We start from the raw sequence: 17,126 nt of genomic DNA, 5'->3' as shown, positions 1-17,126 counted from the left end.
GACCGGAAGCGCTCCGGCAGGGATTCCGGGTCTCCATTCGGTCGCCCGGGATGACGGCGACGGTTCAACAGATCTCGTTCCGGGGTTCCGCCCATGCATCATTTCGCCTATCGCGACGGCTCGCTCCATGCCGAGGGCGTCGACCTCAACCGGATCGCGGCCGAAATCGGCACGCCGGTCTATGTCTATTCGAGCGCGACGATCGAGCGGCACTACACGCTCTTCGAGCAGGCACTGAAGAAGGCCGTGCCGGCGGGCAAGGCGCATGTCTTCTACGCCATGAAGGCGAATGGCAATCTCGGCGTGCTGAAGACGCTGGGCGCGCTCGGCGCGGGCGTCGATACCGTCTCCGAGGGCGAGGTGCGCAAGGCGCTGGCGGCCGGCATCCCACCCGAGAAGATCGTGTTTTCCGGCGTCGGCAAGAGCGAGCAGGAATTGCGTTTCGCCGTCGAGGCCGGGATCTACCAGGTCAATATCGAGAGCGAGAGCGAGCTCGACCTGCTCTCGAAGGTTTCGGCCTCGCTCGGCAAGCGGCAGGAGGCGGTGTTCCGGGTCAATCCCGATATCGGCGCCGGCGGCCATGCCAAGATCACGACGGGCTCCTCCGAAAACAAGTTCGGCGTCTCCTTCGAGGAGGTCGGCCGGCTCTATGGGCGGGCGGCCAACATGCCGGGCGTGCGGATCATGGGGCTTGCCGTGCATATCGGCAGCCAGATTCGCGAGATCGACGCCTTCGAGGCGGCCTATTCCAAGATGGTGGCGCTGGTCGGCGCGCTGAAGGGGGAGGGGCACCGCGTCGAGCGGCTCGATCTCGGCGGCGGGTTGGGCATTCCCTACGACATCCCGAAGAGCTTCGATTACGGCCCGGGGCTGATCGAGGCCTATGCCGAGATGGTGGGACGGGTGACGAAGGGGCTCGATGTCGAGCTCGGCTTCGAGCCGGGACGTCTCATCGTCGGCAATGCCGGCATCCTGCTGACGCGGGTGCTGCATCTCAATCCGCGCCCGACCAAGCAGTTCCTCATCGTCGACGCGGCGATGAACGACCTCGTCCGGCCGGCGATGTACGAGGCCTATCACGAGATCTGGCCGGTGGCCGAGCCGGCGATCGGGGCGCCGGACGTCGCTTATGACGTGGTCGGGCCGATCTGCGAATCGGGCGACACCTTCACCACCGGGCGGGTGCTGTCGGCGCTGAAGCAGGGCGATCTCATCGCCTTCATGACCGCCGGCGCCTATGGCGCCTCGATGTCCTCGACCTACAATCAGCGCCTGCTCGTGGCCGAGGTGATGGTCAAGGGCGACCAATATGCCGTGACCCGTCCGCGTCAGAGCTATGAGGAGCTGATCGGGGCGGACAGGTTGCCGGGGTGGTTCGCGTAAATTCACGCATCATTCTCGGGCTTGACCCGAGAATCTCATGACCAGTTGGCTCTGGTTTCAGCGATGCTCGGGTCAAGCCCGGGCATGACGGCCTGTGTGCCCGTTCACGAAACGTCGAGCGCGGTGCAAAGGCCGGTCCGGGGACTGGCAATGCCACATTCCCGTGTTAGCCTGCTTCAGTAAGGCGATGAACCGACGGAAATGGGGGCTGCCCGGAGCGATGGCATGAGCGAGGCAGAGCGCCGCAAGGCGCCCGACACGATGGACGGCATCCGGCAACGGTTGCGCCGCCTCACGCTGGCCTCGCGGGTTTCGCTCGGCTGGGAACGGCTGTGGCCGCGGCTGTGGTTGCCGCTCGGCGTCGTCCTCGCCTTTCTCGCCTTGTCCTGGTTCGGGCTGTGGACCCATCTGCCCTGGTATGGGCGGATCGCGGGCGTCCTGGCCTTTGCAGGGGCCTTCCTCGCCAGCCTCTGGCACGTCGCCCGCATCGTGCTGCCGACGCATCGCGACGCGCTGACCCGGCTCGATCGCTCCTTCGCCGGCGGGCATCGGCCCGCTTCGGCGCTGGAGGACAGCCTCGCCGTCGGCTCCAGCGATCCGGTTTCGCAAGCTCTCTGGAAGCTGCATGTCGAGCGCCAGAGCCGGCAGGTCGCGGCGCTCAGGATCGAGGCGCCGCGTCCGTTGATGGCGGCTCGCGACCAGCGGGCGCTGCGCGCGGTGCCGCTGCTCGCCGCCATCGCGGCCTTCTTCGTCGCCGGGCCCGAGACGACGCAGCGCCTCTCCGCCGCCTTCGACTGGCAGGGGCCGCCGGGCGCCTCGCCCTCGACCCGCATCGACGCCTGGATCGACCCGCCGGCCTATACCCGCCTGCCGCCGATCCTGATCGACTTCGCCAAGCTCGCGAGCCCGCGTCTCAGCGCGCCGGAGAAGTCGACGATCGTCGTGCGCATCGCCGGCAAGACCAATATGGACGTCGTCACCACCGGAAAGCTCGAGACCAAGCCGGCCGAGGCCCAAGACGGCAAGACCCAAGACGGCGAGGCGGGCGCCCAGCCGGCCCGGCAGACGCAAGGCAGCGATCCGCAGCAGGCGGTGCTGGAGAAGCGCTATGTGCTCGCCGGCAACGGCACGCTGAGATTGACCGGCAGCGGCGCGCCCGGCACCACGCTCAGCATCACCGCCATTCCCGATTTGCCGCCGACCATCGCCTTCGTCGACACGCCGAAGCCGGTCGTCGGTGCCCAGTCTGGCGGCTTGAGCATCACCTACAAGGCCAAGGACGATTACGGTATCGCCTCGATCGAGGTCGATGTCTCGCGCCCCGACGCCGCCGCCGGCGGCCGTTCGCTGGTCGACCCGCCGAAGCAGAACCTCGCCGTGCCCTCCTCCGCCACTGGCGAGGAGGAGCTCAAGGGCACCGTCGATTTCTCGGCGCATCCCTGGGCTGGCGCCAAGGTCCGGATGGTGCTGATCGCCAAGGACGAGGCCGGGCAGGAGGGGCGCAGCCAGCCGGTCGAGGTCGTGCTGCCGCAGCGCACCTTCACCAATCCGCTGGCCAAGGCGCTGGTCGAGCAGCGGCGCAAGCTCGTGATGAATGTCGATGACCGCTCCAGAGTGCAGCTCGCCATGGATGCGCTGATGATCGAGCCCGGGCTCTTCATGAAGGAGATGGGGACCTATCTCGGCATGCGCATGCTGACGGAGCGGCTGCGCAAATCCGGCAGCGACGACGAGTTGCGCGAGGTCTCAGAGCTGATGTGGGCGATGGCGCTCCAGCTCGAGGACGGCGGCATGTCCGATGCCGAGCGGGCTCTGCGGCAGGCGCAGGAGAATCTGCAGCAGGCGCTGGAGCGTGGCGCCTCCGAGGAGGAGATCAAGAAGCTCACCGAGGAGATGCGGCGGGCGATGGACAACTATATGCGCCAGCTCGCCGAGCAGATGATGCGCCAGCAGCAGAACGGCCAGCAGAACCAGGCGCAGCTGCCTGAGAATTTCCGGACGGTGACGCCGCGCGACCTGCAGAACATGCTCGATCGCATCGAGGAATTGTCGCGGCGCGGCGACATGGCCGAGGCGCAGCGGCTGATGGAAGAGCTCAACCGGATGCTCAACAATCTGCAGATGGCGCGGCCCGGCCAGGGCGATCCGCGCCAGAACCAGATGAACCAGGCGCTGGGCGATCTCGACCGGATGACGCGCGATCAGCAGAACCTGCGCGACGAGACCTATCAGAACCAGCAGCGCGGGCAGGGGCAGACCCAGCGCGGCCAGCGCCCCGGCCAGCAGCAGGCACGTCCCGGCCAGCGCGGCCAGCAGGGCCAGCAAGGGCAACGCGGCCAGCAGGGCCAGCGCGGTCAGCAGCCCGGCCAGCAACCGGGCGACCAGGGCGAGGACGGCGAAGGCGGCGAGGGCATGCAGGGCCAGAACGGCCAGGGGCAGGGTGGCCTGTCCCAGCGCCAGCAGGCCCTGCGCGAGCGGCTGCAGGATCTGCAGCGGCGCATGCGCGGCATGGGCGCGCCGCAGAATGGCGAGCTCGGCGAGGCCGAGGAGGCGATGCGCGAGGCCGAGCGGCAGCTCGGGCAAGGCGACGGGGAAGGGGCGCTGGACGCGCAGGGCCGCGCGCTCGACGCGCTGCGCCGCGGCGGCCAGAACCTCGCCCAGCAGATGCAGGGCCAGCCCGGCGAGGGCGACGGCGAGGGCCAGGCCTATGGGGAGCCGGACGGGCGCCAGCAGGGCCGCCCCTCGGCCCAGCAGCGCGGCAGCGAGGATCCGCTCGGCCGGCCGCAGCGCCAGCGCGACTGGGCCGATGGCCGGGTCAAGGTTCCCGGCGCCGACGAGAGCGCGACGCAGCGGGCGCGGCGCATCCTGGAGGAGCTGCGCAAGCGCCTCGGCGATCCGCTGCGGCCGCAGGAGGAGCTGGATTATCTGGAGCGGCTGCTCCGGCGGAACTGAGCGGACCGCTCCCCGCGCCTCTCAGCTCTTCCGCTGCGCGGCGAAGCGCGCCGCGGCCCTGAGCGCGTCAGCCGCGCTGCCGAAGCCGTCGAGTGCCTTCACCGCCGCTTCGCTCAGCCGGTCGCGCTCGCGCTTGGCGCCGTCGAGCCCGAGCACGCCGATCAGCGTCGCCTTGCCCTTGTCCTCGTCCTTCGCCGTCGCCTTGCCCATCTGGGCCGCATCGGCCTCGACGTCGAGAATGTCGTCGGCGATCTGGAAGGTCGCGCCCAGCGCCCGGCCATAGGCGTCGAGCGCCGTCAGCGCCGCCGCATCGGCGCCGCCCAGCCGCGCGCCGATCTCGACGCTGGCCGCCAGCAGCGCCCCGGTCTTCATCGCCTGCAGGCGCCGGATCTCCGCCTCGGTCAAGGCATGCTTCTGGGCCTCGAAGCGGCCCTCCGCGGCGAGGTCGAGCATCTGGCCGCCGACCATGCCGCCAAGCCCGGAGGCGCGGGCGAGGCAGCGCACCAGCGCCACCCTGATCTCACCCGCTTCATGCGTCTCCGGATCGGCCAGCACGTCGAAGGCGAGCGTCAGCAGGGCATCGCCCGCCAGGATCGCGGTTGCCTCGTCATAGGCCTTGTGGACGGTGGGGCGCCCCCGGCGCAGATCGTCGTCGTCCATCGCCGGCAGGTCGTCATGAACAAGCGAATAGCAATGCAGCAGTTCGACCGCGGCGCCGGCCCGCAGCGCCTGTGCCGAGGGAACGCCGAGAAGCCGGGCAGTCTCCACCGTCAGGAACGGCCGCAGCCGCTTGCCGCCCGCGAGCGCGCCGTGGCGCATCGCGGCGACCAGACGCGGTGGACGCAGGATTTCGCCGGCCGCCGGCGTCTCGGACAGGAGGCTCTCGAGCAGCGTCTCGACCGCCGCGGCATTCTGCGCCAGCCGGGCATCGAGATCGGCGTGGCTGGCCTGTGACGGGACGGAACTCATGCGTGGGTCTCGCGTTCGCTGCCGGGACGGGGGCCTTGCCGGACGTTTGCCGCATCGTCAAGGTGCGGGGCCATGGCGGACGCGTCGGTGGAGCGGCGGGAAACAGGGAGCGGTCTCCTGGCTTGGGTTTTCGGATGGTGCCTGAGGCTGACCTTCTGGCTCGTCCTCGCCCTCGTCGTTGCTCTGGTGCTCTATCGATTCGTGCCCGTGCCCTCGACGCTGATGCTCGGCCGCTGGCTGACGCTGCGGCCGGTCGAGCGCGAATGGGTGCCGCTGGAGCGGATTTCGCCCAATCTGATCCGTGCCGTCATCGCCTCCGAGGACCAGCGCTTCTGCAGCCATCGCGGGGTCGACTGGGTCGAGCTCAATGCAGTGATGGAAGACGAGGACGGGCCGAGCCGCGGCGCATCGACGCTGACCATGCAGACGGCCAAGAACGTCTTCCTCTGGCCGGGGCGCTCCTACATCCGCAAGGGGCTGGAAATCCCGCTCGCGATGGTGAGCGACCTCGCCTGGGGCAAGCCGCGCGTCATCGAGGTCTATCTCAACGTCGCGGAATGGGGCGAGGGCCTGTTCGGGGCCGAGGCCGCGGCGCAGCACTATTTCCGCAAATCCGCGGCCCGGCTCACGCCGGTGGAGGCGGCGCGTCTTGCCGGGGCCCTGCCGAATCCGATCCTGCGCAATCCGGGCAAGCCGAGTCGCGCGCTGCAATCGGCCTCCGGGCGCGTTCTGCGCCGCATGGGCCAGCTCGGCTCCCTTGGCAATTGCGCCTTGCCCGGCTAACTCCTCCGCGAAGACGAAGCCTGCTCCGGCGCCCGACATCGTTGTGGGCAAAGGTCAGTCAGCCACTTTTTCACATGAGGCTCTAGCCAGCGCGCGCCTGAGCGTGTATGGGCAACGCCTCACGAGATTGATCCGTCGTCGTGGCGGTGGCGCAGCTTTGGCGAGCGGCGCTCCGAGCGGCGGCACGATGGAGAGTACAATGGCCGTTCCGAAGAAGAAGACGTCGCCGTCGAAGCGCGGCATGCGCCGCTCGGCCGACGCGCTGAAGCAGCCCACCTATATCGAGGACAAGAACTCCGGCGAACTGCGCCGCCCGCACCATGTCGATCTGAAGAGCGGCATGTATCGCGGCCGCCAGGTTCTCAAGGTCAAGGCCGACGCCTGAGCCGGAATGGCCGGATCGCCTCCGGCCTTCGCTCGAATCTGATGAAACCGGCCGAAAGGCCGGTTTTTTCTTTGTCTTGCCGGGCCGAGAGTCGCGCTCGGAACCTGTGAGCATGACGGCGCCGAAACGGCTGCCCTATCCGCATATGCCGGGGGCGGGGCTGTAAGCCCTTCAGCGCCTCGCCGACGACAACGCCGCCAGCCGCGCCGCGGCGCGATAAAGCAGCACGGCCGATTGCGACGTCGCCAGGCCCTTGAGCGCGAAGGGCCCGATCCGCGCTTTGAAGGCCGCGGCCTGCAGCAGCACGAGCGCGGACGCGCTGAGGTTCAACCCCTCAGGCGCTGGCCTCTCTCCGTTACGCATATGTCTCACTCCGGCACGGGCACTCTGTGACGGGGCGGAAGTTGCAAGACGGTCGCCACGCTTAACGGGGCGTTAAGCAAAAACCCTTCATCATTTCGAAACACTTCCCCAACCAGCCGGACATGGCGGGGCCGCACCAGGACGATGCGGCGCGAACAGTCCGATGAGGCCGCCCGCGATGCCTTCCCCCGCGCTTTTCAGCTTCCGCAAGGACAATGCGGCTGATCCGAGGGGATTGCTCTCGTCGATCGGCGAGGTGGTCTATAGCTGGGACATCCAGAGCGACGCGCTGAGCCTGGGCCCGAATGCCACGGATGTTTTCGGCACGCTCCCGGAACGGGCGATGACGCGGGGCATCGGCTTCGCCGCACTCGTCGAGCCCGGCAGCGGCCCGAGCCGCTACGACGCGATCTTCGGCTCGAGCGAGCAGGACCAGGGCGAGGGCGTGCTCTACCGCACCCGCTACGCCATCGATCTCGGTGGCCGGAAGATGTGGGCCGAGGATACCGGCCGCTGGTTCGCCGGCAGCGACGGCCGCCCGGCCTGCGCCCGCGGCGTGCTGCGGCTCGACCGTGCGGTGCGCAGCGAGGAATTCGGCTCTTCCGGCAGCGATCTCTGCGATCGCCCGGCCCTGGTCGAGCAGATCGGCCTCAGCCTGCAGGAGCATCTGCCGCAGGACCGGCCGGTGGTCGTCCTCGTCGCGGCGATCGACGAGCTTGCGCGCCTCAACGACGATTTCGGCCATGAGGCGACCGACGAGATCGTCATCACGGCGCATGAGCGGCTGCGCTCGGTGACGCGCCAGCGCGACCATCTCGTTCGCTATGCCGGCAACAGCTTCGCGATCATCCTGTCCGGCTGCCCGCGCGACCAGATCGATTCGGCGGCCCGCCGCTTCATCAAGGTGGTCGCGGAATCCGCCATCGAGACCAGCCATGGCATCGCGCTGGTGCGGCTGCGCGTCGGCGCGGCCCATGCGCCCGAGCTCGGCAGCCATGCCGGCGAATTGCTGGCAGCGGCCGAGGGCGCGCTGGCGGCGGCGCGGGCCGGCGCCTCCGAGGATGCCGTCATCGCCCGCCCGCAGCGCCGGCGCCAGGACAGGGCCGACCATGGCGGGCTCGACGTCCAGGCCGTCACCGCGCTGAACGAGCGGCGGGTGCGGCTGGCCCTGCAGCCTGTCGTCTCGGCCCGCACCCGCGAGGTCGCCTTCCACGAAGCGCTGCTGCGCGTCGGGCAGCCCGAGGCCGGCCTGTTCTTCGCTTCGGCCGAGCTGGTGCCGCTGCTCGAGCGGCGCGGCCTCGTGCGGCTGTTCGACCATCGTGTGTTCGAGTTGGCACTCGCGATGCTGGCCGGGGACCCGGCGCTCACGCTGTCGATCAACGTCTCGCCGGTCTCGCTCGGCGATCCCGAATGGCTCGACGCCTTCCTGACGCTGGCCGGCTCGTCGCGCGGCCTCGCCTCACGGCTGATCGTCGAGATCACCGAGACGGCGACCATCCAGGACCCGGTCCGGATCGCGAAGCTGCTCGCCCGGATCAAGCAGCATGGCTGCCGCATCGCCCTCGACGATTTCGGCGCGGGGCATACCTCGCTCAAGCATCTGCGCGCCTTCCCGATCGACATCCTGAAGATCGACGGGGCCTTCACGCAGAATCTGCGCCGCTCGACCGACGACCGCTTCTATGTCCGCACGCTGATCGATCTCGCGCGCCATCTCGAGGTCGAGACCGTCGCCGAATGGGTCGATGACGAGTTGCAGGCGACGATGTTGCGCGACTGGGGCGTGACCTATCTGCAGGGCCATCTCGTCGGTCGCGCCGAGCTCGTGACGGAAGTCCAGCCGGAGCGCCGCCGCGCCGTCGGCTGATGCAGGCCGGGGCAGCGGCGGGCAACGCCCGCCGCCTTCGGCTCACTTGCTGCGGGAAAGCTTGTCCAGCCGCTCGCGCATTTCGGTGAGCTCGCGCTTGAGATCGCCGAGATCGTCGGCCTTGGCCGGCTCCGACGCGGCGTCCTGCTTCGCCTTCGCGGCCGCCGCGGCGGTGAAGGGATTGAACATCCGGAAGGCCTCGGTGAAGATCTGCATGTTCGCGCGGGTCTGCGCCTGGATGGCGTCGAGCGCGGGCGCTCCGAAGGCGGTGCCGCCGAAGGCCGGGCTGCCGAAAGCCTTGCTCATCTGCTCGCGGAATTTGCTCTGCTCCTGGGCGAAATTCTCCATCGAGAATTCGAGATAGCGCGGCACCAGCGCCTGCATGCTGTCGCCGTAGAAGCGGATCAGTTGACGCAGGAACGCGATCGGCAGCAGGTTCTGACCGTCCTTGGCTTCCTCGTCGAAGATGATCTGCGCCAGCACCGAGCGGGTGATGTCCTCTCCCGACTTGGCATCGTAGACGACGAAATCCTCGCCGCCGCGCACCAGCCCGGCCAGATCCTCCAAGGTGACGTAGGAACTCGTACCCGTATGGTAGAGGCGCCGATTGGCGTATTTCTTGATGACGGTCGGTTCTTTTTCGCTGGCCATCATGTCCTGCTAGACGTTGATCCGCCCCGTGCCGGCGGTGCCGGCGCCGTTTGGCGGAACGTTCTCCCTGCGGTGACGATAGCCTCTCGGTGCTGCGCCGCAAGCTTTTTGAGCGTGCGGCGCAAAAACCGGTCGGAATTGAGGCGATGTCTCCGCCGCGACCGCGCGCTCCACAGCCGGGAGGCCCTGCCAAACGCCGGATATGGCAGTAGGGCTGACTTGACGGCGTCACGGCGGCCTTCGAAGGTGGGCGAAGGTTGCGCCGGCGGGAGCGGCGCGGCAGGTCAACATCAGAATAGCAGCAAGGAATTCCCCCATGGCAGATACGGACATCGTGATCGTCGGCGCAGCGCGCACGGCGGTAGGCGCCTTCAACGGCGCTTTTGCCAACACTCCCGCCCATGATCTTGGCGCCGCCGCGATCAAGGAAGCGCTGAAGCGCGCCAAGGTCGAGGCGGCCGAGGTCGACGAGGTCGTGCTGGGCCAGGTGCTCGCCGCCGGCCAGGGCCAGAACCCCGCCCGCCAGGCCGCGATGGCCGCCGGCATCCCGCAGGAGAAGACCGCCTGGGGCCTCAACCAGCTCTGCGGCTCGGGCCTGCGCACGGTCGCCATCGGCCTGCAGCAGATCGCCAATGGCGATGCCGACATCATCGTTGCCGGCGGCATGGAATCGATGTCGCTGGCGCCGCATGCCTCGCATCTGCGCGCGGGCACCAAGATGGGCGACACCAAATTCATCGACACCATGATCAAGGACGGGCTCTGGGACGCCTTCCACGGCTACCATATGGGCACCACGGCCGAGAACGTCGCGACCAAGTACCAGATCAGCCGCGAGGAGCAGGACCGCTTCGCCGTGGGTTCGCAGAACAAGGCCGAGGCTGCCCAGAAGGCTGGCCGGTTCAAGGACGAGATCGTTCCCTTCACCATCTCGACCCGCAAGGGCGACGTGGTCGTCGACAGCGACGAGTATCCCCGCCACGGCGCGACGCTGGAAGCCATGGCCAAGCTCAAGCCCGCCTTCTCCAAGGACGGCACGGTGACCGCCGGCAACGCCTCGGGCCTCAATGACGGCGCCGCCGCCCTCGTCATCATGACGGCCAAGGAAGCGGCCCGCCGCGGCCTCACCCCGCTCGCCCGCATCGCCTCCTGGGCGACGGCCGGCGTCGATCCGGCGATCATGGGCACGGGCCCGATCCCCTCGACCCGCAAGGCGCTGGAAAAGGCCGGCTGGAAGGTCGCCGATCTCGATCTCGTCGAGGCCAACGAGGCCTTCGCCGCGCAGGCGCTCGCGGTCAACAAGGATCTCGGCTGGAACCCTGACATCGTCAACGTCAATGGCGGCGCCATCGCGATCGGCCACCCGATCGGCGCGTCGGGCGCCCGCGTGCTGGTGACGCTGTTGCACGAGATGGCCAAGCGCGACGCCAAGAAGGGCCTCGCCACGCTCTGCATCGGCGGCGGCATGGGCGTCGCCTTGGCCGTGGAGCGCTGAGACAAGCGCCTCTGCTCATGGCGAAGCGCACGACGCTCTACCGCTATCTCACCGGGCCCGATGACGCTGCGTTCTGTCATCGGGTCACCGAAGCCTTGAGCCAGGGCTGGTCGCTCTACGGCCAGCCGACGCTCACCTTCGACGCCGCGCAAGGCCGCGTCATCTGCGGACAGGCCATCACCAAGGACGTGGACGTGCCCTACACGCCCGCGTTGAAGCTATCCGAACAATAGCGGCGGCAAGCCGCGCAAGACTTCACAAGAGGGAGAATGGCTATGACGAAGGTGGCGCTGGTGACGGGGGGCACGCGCGGGATCGGCGCGGCGATCTGCAAGGCCTTGAAAGAGGCCGGATACAAGGTCGCGGCCAGCTATGCCGGCAATGACGAGGCGGCCGCCAAGTTCAAGGCCGAGACCGGCGTTTCCGTCTATAAATGGGACGTCGGCGACTATGAGTCCTGCGTCGCCGGCATCGCCAAGGTCGAGGCTGAGCTCGGGCCTGTCGACGTCCTCGTCAACAATGCCGGCATCACCCGCGACGGCATGTTCCACAAGATGACCAGGGATCAGTGGGACGCGGTGATCAACACCAACCTAAACTCGCTCTTCAACATGACCCGCCCGGTCTGGGAAGGCATGCGCGCCCGCAAATTCGGTCGCGTCATCTGCATCTCCTCCATCAACGGCCAGAAGGGCCAGATGGGTCAGGTGAACTACTCCGCCGCCAAGGCCGGCGATATCGGCTTCGTCAAGGCGCTGGCGCAGGAGGGCGCACGCGCCGGCATCACCGTGAACGCGATCTGCCCCGGCTACATCGCCACCGAAATGGTCAAGGCGATCGATCCCGCCGTGATTGAGAAGTCGATCCTGCCGCATATCCCGGTCGGGCGACTCGGCGAGCCCGAGGAGATCGCCCGGGCGGTCGTGTTCCTCGCCGGCCCGGATGCGGGCTTCATCACCGGCTCGACCCTCTCGGCCAATGGCGGCCAGTACATGGCGTGAGCCGCCCGGCAATCCGCCGTCGTTCTCGGGCGCCGCAAGGCGGTGACCCGAGAATCTCGCACCGGAGGGGGAGCTCTTCCGCCAAGAGATGCCCGGGGCGCTCCCAGGCCTGAGGCCGCCCGCAGAAGCTGCGCTTCCGTACTTGTATATTTCCATATTTCCTATATCGTGGAATTATGGAAATTACAGATGCCGTCACGCGCCTTTCCGCGCTCGCTCATGAAGGTCGCCTGGCGGTCTTCCGCATGCTCGTCCAGACAGGCCCCGACGGCATTGCCGCGGGCGAGATCGCGCGCCGCCTCGGCGTACCTCCCAGCAGCCTTTCAGCCAATCTGACCGTGCTCAGCCATGCCGGCCTGATCGCGGCGCGGCGGGAGGGCCGCTCGATCGTCTATACCGCCGGGTATGACGAGATGACGCGGCTGCTCGGTTATCTCCTCGACGATTGCTGCGGCGGATCCCCCGAGATCTGCCGGCCGCTCGCCGAGAAATTCGCGCAAGCGGCTTGCTGCGCCCATGACACCGCCTCAGCGTAACTTCGCCATGCACGCGGCGGTCAGACCCCTTGCGGAGGCGACGCTGGCGCGCCGCCTGGCAGCGGAGGGGCTGGGAACGATGGCCCTGCTCGCCATCGTCATTGGCTCCGGCATCATGGGCGAAAGGCTGGCCGGCGGAAACATCGCGATCGCGCTTATGGGCAATACGCTGGCGACCGGGGCAGGGCTGGTCGTGCTCATCACCATCTTCGGCCCGGTGTCGGGCGCGCATTTCAACCCGGCCGTCACCCTGGTCGCGACGCTTCGGCGCGAACTGCCCCGGAGGGTGGCTTGCGCCTATGTCGCAACGCAGCTCATCGGCGCCGTTCTCGGCGTCTGGCTCGCCCATGCCATGTTTGCCGAGCCGCTTCTGCAGGTTTCGGGCAAGCTGCGCGACGGTCCGGGCCAGGCCTTGTCGGAATTCGTGGCCACTTTCGGCCTCATCGCCGCCATTTGCGGGGCAGCGCGCTTGAGGCCGCAGGCCGTGCCGTCGATCGTCGGCTTCTACATCGTGTCGGCTTACTGGTTCACGGCCTCGACCTCTTTCGCCAACCCCGCCGTCACGCTGGCGCGCAGCCTGTCCGACAGCTTCGCGGGGATCGCTCCTGGCTCCGTGCCGGTTTTCCTTGCGGTGCAGCTGGCGGGTGCCGCGGCAGCCTCGATGGTCTTCCACTGGCTTCTTCAGGAGAATGCGGCGCCATGACTGCCGGCTTTCCGATCACCATCTTCCACAATCCCGCCTGCGGCACCTCGCGCAATGCGCTCGCGATGATCCGCGCCGCCGGCTACGAACCGACGGTTGTCCATTATCTCGACACGGGTTGGACTCTGGCGCAGCTCCGGCAATTGCTCGACGCGATGGCGGCACCGCCGCGCGACATCCTGCGCGAGAAAGGCACGCCGGCTGCCGAGCTCGGCCTGCTCGATCCGGGAATCTCCGAGGATCGGATTCTGGACGCGATGGTCGCCCTGCCCATCCTGGTGAACCGCCCGATCGTCGTTACGCCGAAGGGCGTGAAGCTGGCGCGCCCTTCCGAAGTCGTGCTCGAGCTTCTGGAACGCCGCCCCGACTCGTTCACAAAGGAAGACGGCGAGGTCGTCCGCTTGGCGGCGATCTAGAGTACGATGGAGCCACGCAGTCATCCCGGGCCTGACCGGGAATCCATGCCGGAGCGCTTCCGATGGACGTTCAGGCCTTCCGCGCTCCCCTCGGCAGCAGGAAGGTCAGGAGCCCCAGTGCCGGCAGCCAGGCGCAGAGCTTGAAGACCTGGATGATGCCGACCTGGTCGGCGAGCGCGCCGAGCGCCGCCGCGGCGACGCCGCCGAGCCCGAAGGACAGGCCGTAGAACAGACCGCCGACGAGGCCGATGCGGTGCGGTACCAGATCGATGGCGTAGATCAGGATCGCCGAGAAGGCGCTCGCCATGATGAAGCTGACGACGATGCTGAGCACGCCCGTCCAGAACAAATCCGCGTAGGGCAGCGCGAGCGCGAAGGGCAGCGAACCCAGGATCGACAGCCAGATCACCCGGTCGCGGCCGATCCGGTCGCCGATCATGCCGCCGAGGATGACGCCGATGGCGCCGACCACGAGATAGAGGAACAGCATGATCTGCGAGAGCTGCACCTCCACGCCGAAGCGCGTGATCAGGTAGAAGGTGTAGTAGGAGGTGAAGGCGGCCGTGTAGCCGTTCTTCGAGATCAGCAGCACGACCAGTACGGTCATGGCCAGGATGATGCGCCCGCGCGGCAGGCCGTGGCTCGCGGTCTCCTCGACATGCTCCTTGGACGATGTCTGCTCGCGCCGCATCGCCGCATAGCGCGCGCCGATCCAGCCCATCAGCCCCATCGCCAGCAGCACGACCAGCGAGAACCAGGACAGGCTCTCCTGCCCGCGCGGCACCACCACCATCGCCGCCAGCAGCGGGCCGATGGCGTAACCGACATGGCCGCCGACCTGGAACACGCCCTGCGCCAGCCCCTGCCGCCCCGCGGCGGCGTGACGCGCCATGCGCGTCGCTTCCGGGTGGAACACCGCCGAGCCGAGGCCGATCAGCCCGGCCGCCAGCAGCACGACGGCATAGCTGTGGGCGAAGGAGAGCAGCAGCAGCCCGGTCAGCGTCGAGCACATTCCGGCGACCATCGCATAGGGCCAGGGCCTGCGGTCGGTGACATAGCCGAGCAGCGGCTGCAGCAGCGACGACGTCACCTGGAAGGCGAGCGTGATGAAGCCGATCTGCATGAAGTCGAGCCGATAGGCATCCTTGATCAGAGGATACAGCGCCGGGATCATCGACTGGACAAGGTCGTTCAGCAGATGGGCGACGCTGAGCGCCGCCAGAACCGGCATCAACGGGCGGCGGACGACGCCTTCTATCGGGATCGTGGTCATGAATGAGGCATGATGCGAGCCGGCGTCGCGGTCAACGGTTTCCGGAACATGGCGCCCATGGCTGCCGTGCTGAGGTGCAATGCAGCATGATGCCGGGGGCTGCCGGACAAACTGGCGCCGGCCCATCGGCAAGCCCGGCGAAACCTGCTATCGCCGCCCTGTTTCGAGCCCGGCTTTTCGTCATGACCTCCCGCACCGCCACTCTCATCGGCTTCTGCGCCATCCTGCTCTGGTCGACGCTCGCGCTGTTCACCGCGATGTCGGGGCGGGTGCCTCCGTTCCAGCTCGTCGCCATGACCTTCGTCATCGGCGGCCTGCTGATCCTCGCCATCACGGCGCTGCGCGGCGAGCTCAGCCGGATCAGGCCGACGCCGGCCTCCTTCGCACTGGGCCTCTACGGTCCGTTCGGCGACAGCGCGCTCTACTATGCCGCGGTGAAGACGGCGCCGCCGGCGGAAGCGAACCTGATCCATTATCTCTGGCCGCTGCTGATCGTGCTCTTCGCCGCGCTCCTGCCCGGCGGCGGGCTGAAGACTCGCCATCTCGTCGGCGCCTTCATCGGGCTCGTCGCGACCGGGCTCCTCGTTTCCGGCGGCCTCGGCAGCGGCGGCGGGCTCGCTTTCGGCCATGTGCTGGCCGCGCTCGGCGCCTTCGTCTGGGCGAGCTATTCGGTGGTCTCGCGCCGCTTCGCCGACGTGCCGTCGGAAAGCCTCTGCGTCACCATGCTGGGTTGCGCCGTGCCGGCTCTCCTCTGCCATTCCGCCTTCGAGACGACGCTGTGGTCGCTCACGGGGGTGGAGTGGGCCGGTGTTCTCGGCCTCGGGCTCGGCTCGATCGGGCTCGCCTTCGTCGTCTGGGACATCGGCATGAAGCAGGGCGATGTCGCGCTGCTCGGCGTCGCCTCCTACGCCGCCCCGGTGCTCTCGACGCTGGTGCTGGTGCTGTTCGGCTATGCGCAGGCGAGCTGGCTGCTGGCGGCCTCCTGCGCGCTCATCGTCATCGGCGCGCTGGTGGCGAGCGGGGCCGGGCGGCCGTCCCGGAAATAGAGGCGCGGGTGCCTCTCTCCTTGTGGAGACCGGGCGTCTCCGGAGCCGGAAGGAAGGGGCTACTGCCAGCGGCCGAAGGCGTCGCCCAGCGTCTGGGCGCCCGAGACGCCCTTCTCGAAAGTGATGATGCCGCGGCGACCGGAGGTGAACAGCACGGGCAGGTCGATCCAGCTCCGGTTCAGGATGAGATCGGTGTTGCGTTCGACCTCGACCGGAACATTGGACAGGGCCGCGACGAAGAGATTGTCGCCGAGCGCCGAGTTGATCGCCGAGAGCGGCGCGCCGCGCTCGCCTTCCGCGGTCTTGAACTGCGGTACGCCGACTTCCTTGATCCCCTGCGTCGCCGGGTCGCCGGTGGCGGTGAAGCGCATGCCGACGATGTGCGAGGCGGGGAAGGCCGAATCGGTGTTGCGCCGGATGGTGAAATCGAGATTGACGCCCGCTTCCGGGATTTCGATGGTGGCGCGCACGATGGTTTCGACGGGCCGGCCCTGGCCAGCGCTCTCGCTGTCGAGCCGCCAGAAGACGCGGCCATTGACGGTGCGCGGCTGCTGGGGGTTGTCCGGGTTCTCGACATAGAGGATGGCGCGCTGGGCGACGGCGATCTCGCCGCCCGGCTGCTGCACCGGCGTGCCGGCCGCGTTGTTGCCGCCCGCATTGTTGGGGCGGCCCTGCGCCGGCGCATTGGCGTCGCCGACGCGGTCGCCGATCTTGCCGGCATTTTCCGGCTGGGCCGGCTGCTGCCGGGCCGCGGTTTCCGCGCCGGGATGCGTCGCGTCCTGCGGCTTGAGCTTGTGGACATAGATCGCGGTGCCGGCGATGGCGGCCACCGCGACGGCGACGACCACGCCGACCACGCCGGTGCGGATGTGGCCGGGCTTCACCCGGGACTCGCGCGGCGGCATGATGCGCGGGCGGGCCGGCTGGCTCTCGGCCGGCTCGGGCAGGGGCTCGCCGAATTCCTGGCCCTCGGCGGGCGGCAGGGGGGCGAATTCGGGCTGCTGCTTCGGCTCGGGCGGGCGCGGAGGCTTCGCCGCCGGCTCCTGGGGGCGAATCACCGGGCCGCGAGCGGGCGGCAGCGGCGCCTCGCTGTATTCGGCCTCGATCCGGGCGACGGCCTCGTCGAGCGTCAGGCGCTCGCGCATGATCTCGGCCTCGCTCAGCGGCGGATCGAGACCGCGCAACTGCGCGACGAGGGCTGCCCGCGCCCGGTCGAAGATGGCGCGGCGCGCCTCGGGTGAGTTGTCGGGCAGCCCGGCGACGGCGCGTGCCAGGATCGGGTAGAAATCGGCCATTGGCCTCA

General features: G+C 68.5%; 17 protein-coding genes. 12 read left to right on the top strand and 5 right to left on the bottom strand.

Translation table 11 applies throughout. The features are described from left to right. The first annotated feature begins 93 nt into the window (after positions 1–93). Entirely contained in the window at positions 94–1,383 is a 1,290-nt protein-coding gene (gene lysA / locus AB6806_RS10190) for a diaminopimelate decarboxylase (RefSeq protein ID WP_370954549.1), read from the top strand. A gap of 225 nt (positions 1,384–1,608) precedes the next feature. Further along, complete coding sequence (locus AB6806_RS10185) at positions 1,609–4,335, top strand: TIGR02302 family protein (protein WP_370954548.1); 2,727 nt, start codon at positions 1,609–1,611, stop codon at positions 4,333–4,335. A 21-nt stretch (positions 4,336–4,356) separates the two neighbouring features. Here AB6806_RS10185 and AB6806_RS10180 read toward each other — a convergent pair whose 3' ends face one another. After that, positions 4,357–5,304 (bottom strand): polyprenyl synthetase family protein, encoded by a 948-nt coding sequence (locus tag AB6806_RS10180; RefSeq protein WP_370954547.1) that lies wholly within the window; start codon positions 5,302–5,304, stop codon positions 4,357–4,359. Positions 5,305–5,376: 72 nt separating this feature from the next. Between AB6806_RS10180 and mtgA the strand changes: the two genes are divergently transcribed. Then, positions 5,377–6,087, top strand: a complete 711-nt coding sequence (gene mtgA / locus AB6806_RS10175; RefSeq protein WP_370954546.1) for a monofunctional biosynthetic peptidoglycan transglycosylase — start codon at positions 5,377–5,379, stop codon at positions 6,085–6,087. 199 nt (positions 6,088–6,286) lie between these two features. Further along, positions 6,287–6,472, top strand: coding sequence for a 50S ribosomal protein L32 (gene rpmF / locus AB6806_RS10170; protein ID WP_038363858.1), 186 nt, complete (start codon positions 6,287–6,289; stop codon positions 6,470–6,472). Positions 6,473–6,643: 171 nt separating this feature from the next. Here rpmF and AB6806_RS10165 read toward each other — a convergent pair whose 3' ends face one another. Next, positions 6,644–6,802, bottom strand: a complete 159-nt coding sequence (locus tag AB6806_RS10165; protein ID WP_162720285.1) for a hypothetical protein — start codon at positions 6,800–6,802, stop codon at positions 6,644–6,646. Between the two features lie 211 nt (positions 6,803–7,013). On the opposite strand from AB6806_RS10165, the gene AB6806_RS10160 reads away from it, so the two are divergent. Beyond that, entirely contained in the window at positions 7,014–8,702 is a 1,689-nt protein-coding gene (locus tag AB6806_RS10160; RefSeq protein WP_370954545.1) for a GGDEF domain-containing phosphodiesterase, read from the top strand. A 42-nt stretch (positions 8,703–8,744) separates the two neighbouring features. On the opposite strand, the gene phaR is transcribed toward AB6806_RS10160, so the two are convergent. After that, positions 8,745–9,353: a polyhydroxyalkanoate synthesis repressor PhaR gene (phaR, locus tag AB6806_RS10155; RefSeq protein ID WP_370954544.1), complete on the bottom strand. Its 609-nt coding sequence runs from the start codon at positions 9,351–9,353 to the stop codon at positions 8,745–8,747. 316 nt (positions 9,354–9,669) lie between these two features. On the opposite strand from phaR, the gene AB6806_RS10150 reads away from it, so the two are divergent. The 6 genes from AB6806_RS10150 (at position 9,670) to arsC (ending at position 13,504) form a co-directional block, all read left to right on the top strand. Next, on the top strand, positions 9,670–10,848 hold the full coding sequence (locus AB6806_RS10150) for an acetyl-CoA C-acetyltransferase (RefSeq protein ID WP_112765244.1): 1,179 nt from the start codon (positions 9,670–9,672) through the stop codon (positions 10,846–10,848). 17 nt (positions 10,849–10,865) lie between these two features. Further along, positions 10,866–11,081, top strand: coding sequence for a DUF1737 domain-containing protein (locus AB6806_RS10145; RefSeq protein WP_112765245.1), 216 nt, complete (start codon positions 10,866–10,868; stop codon positions 11,079–11,081). 42 nt (positions 11,082–11,123) lie between these two features. Then, positions 11,124–11,849, top strand: coding sequence for a beta-ketoacyl-ACP reductase (gene phbB, locus AB6806_RS10140; protein WP_038363868.1), 726 nt, complete (start codon positions 11,124–11,126; stop codon positions 11,847–11,849). A 176-nt stretch (positions 11,850–12,025) separates the two neighbouring features. After that, positions 12,026–12,385, top strand: a complete 360-nt coding sequence (locus tag AB6806_RS10135; RefSeq protein WP_112765246.1) for an ArsR/SmtB family transcription factor — start codon at positions 12,026–12,028, stop codon at positions 12,383–12,385. After that, the gene (locus AB6806_RS10130; RefSeq protein ID WP_370954543.1) at positions 12,366–13,088 is read left to right on the top strand and encodes an aquaporin; all 723 of its coding nucleotides are present in this window, start codon (positions 12,366–12,368) and stop codon (positions 13,086–13,088) included. The genes AB6806_RS10135 and AB6806_RS10130 overlap by 20 nt, the downstream gene beginning before the upstream one ends. Then, positions 13,085–13,504: an arsenate reductase (glutaredoxin) gene (arsC, locus tag AB6806_RS10125; RefSeq protein ID WP_133564691.1), complete on the top strand. Its 420-nt coding sequence runs from the start codon at positions 13,085–13,087 to the stop codon at positions 13,502–13,504. The genes AB6806_RS10130 and arsC overlap by 4 nt, the downstream gene beginning before the upstream one ends. A 70-nt stretch (positions 13,505–13,574) precedes the next feature. Here the strand turns inward: arsC and AB6806_RS10120 are convergent, their stop codons facing one another. Then, positions 13,575–14,777: an MFS transporter gene (locus tag AB6806_RS10120; protein ID WP_142022013.1), complete on the bottom strand. Its 1,203-nt coding sequence runs from the start codon at positions 14,775–14,777 to the stop codon at positions 13,575–13,577. 182 nt (positions 14,778–14,959) lie between these two features. Between AB6806_RS10120 and yddG the strand changes: the two genes are divergently transcribed. Then, on the top strand, positions 14,960–15,823 hold the full coding sequence (yddG, locus tag AB6806_RS10115) for an aromatic amino acid exporter YddG (protein ID WP_142022012.1): 864 nt from the start codon (positions 14,960–14,962) through the stop codon (positions 15,821–15,823). 59 nt (positions 15,824–15,882) lie between these two features. Here the strand turns inward: yddG and AB6806_RS10110 are convergent, their stop codons facing one another. Beyond that, positions 15,883–17,118: a histidine kinase gene (locus AB6806_RS10110; protein WP_370954542.1), complete on the bottom strand. Its 1,236-nt coding sequence runs from the start codon at positions 17,116–17,118 to the stop codon at positions 15,883–15,885. Positions 17,119–17,126 lie beyond the last annotated feature (8 nt).

Source organism: Allobosea sp. RCC_152_1 (genome assembly GCF_041360765.1).
Classification (GTDB): Bacteria; Pseudomonadota; Alphaproteobacteria; order Rhizobiales; family Beijerinckiaceae; genus Allobosea; species Allobosea spartocytisi.
Note: the sequence above shows the minus strand (reverse complement) of the source record. Positions and strands in the feature narration are given on the sequence as shown.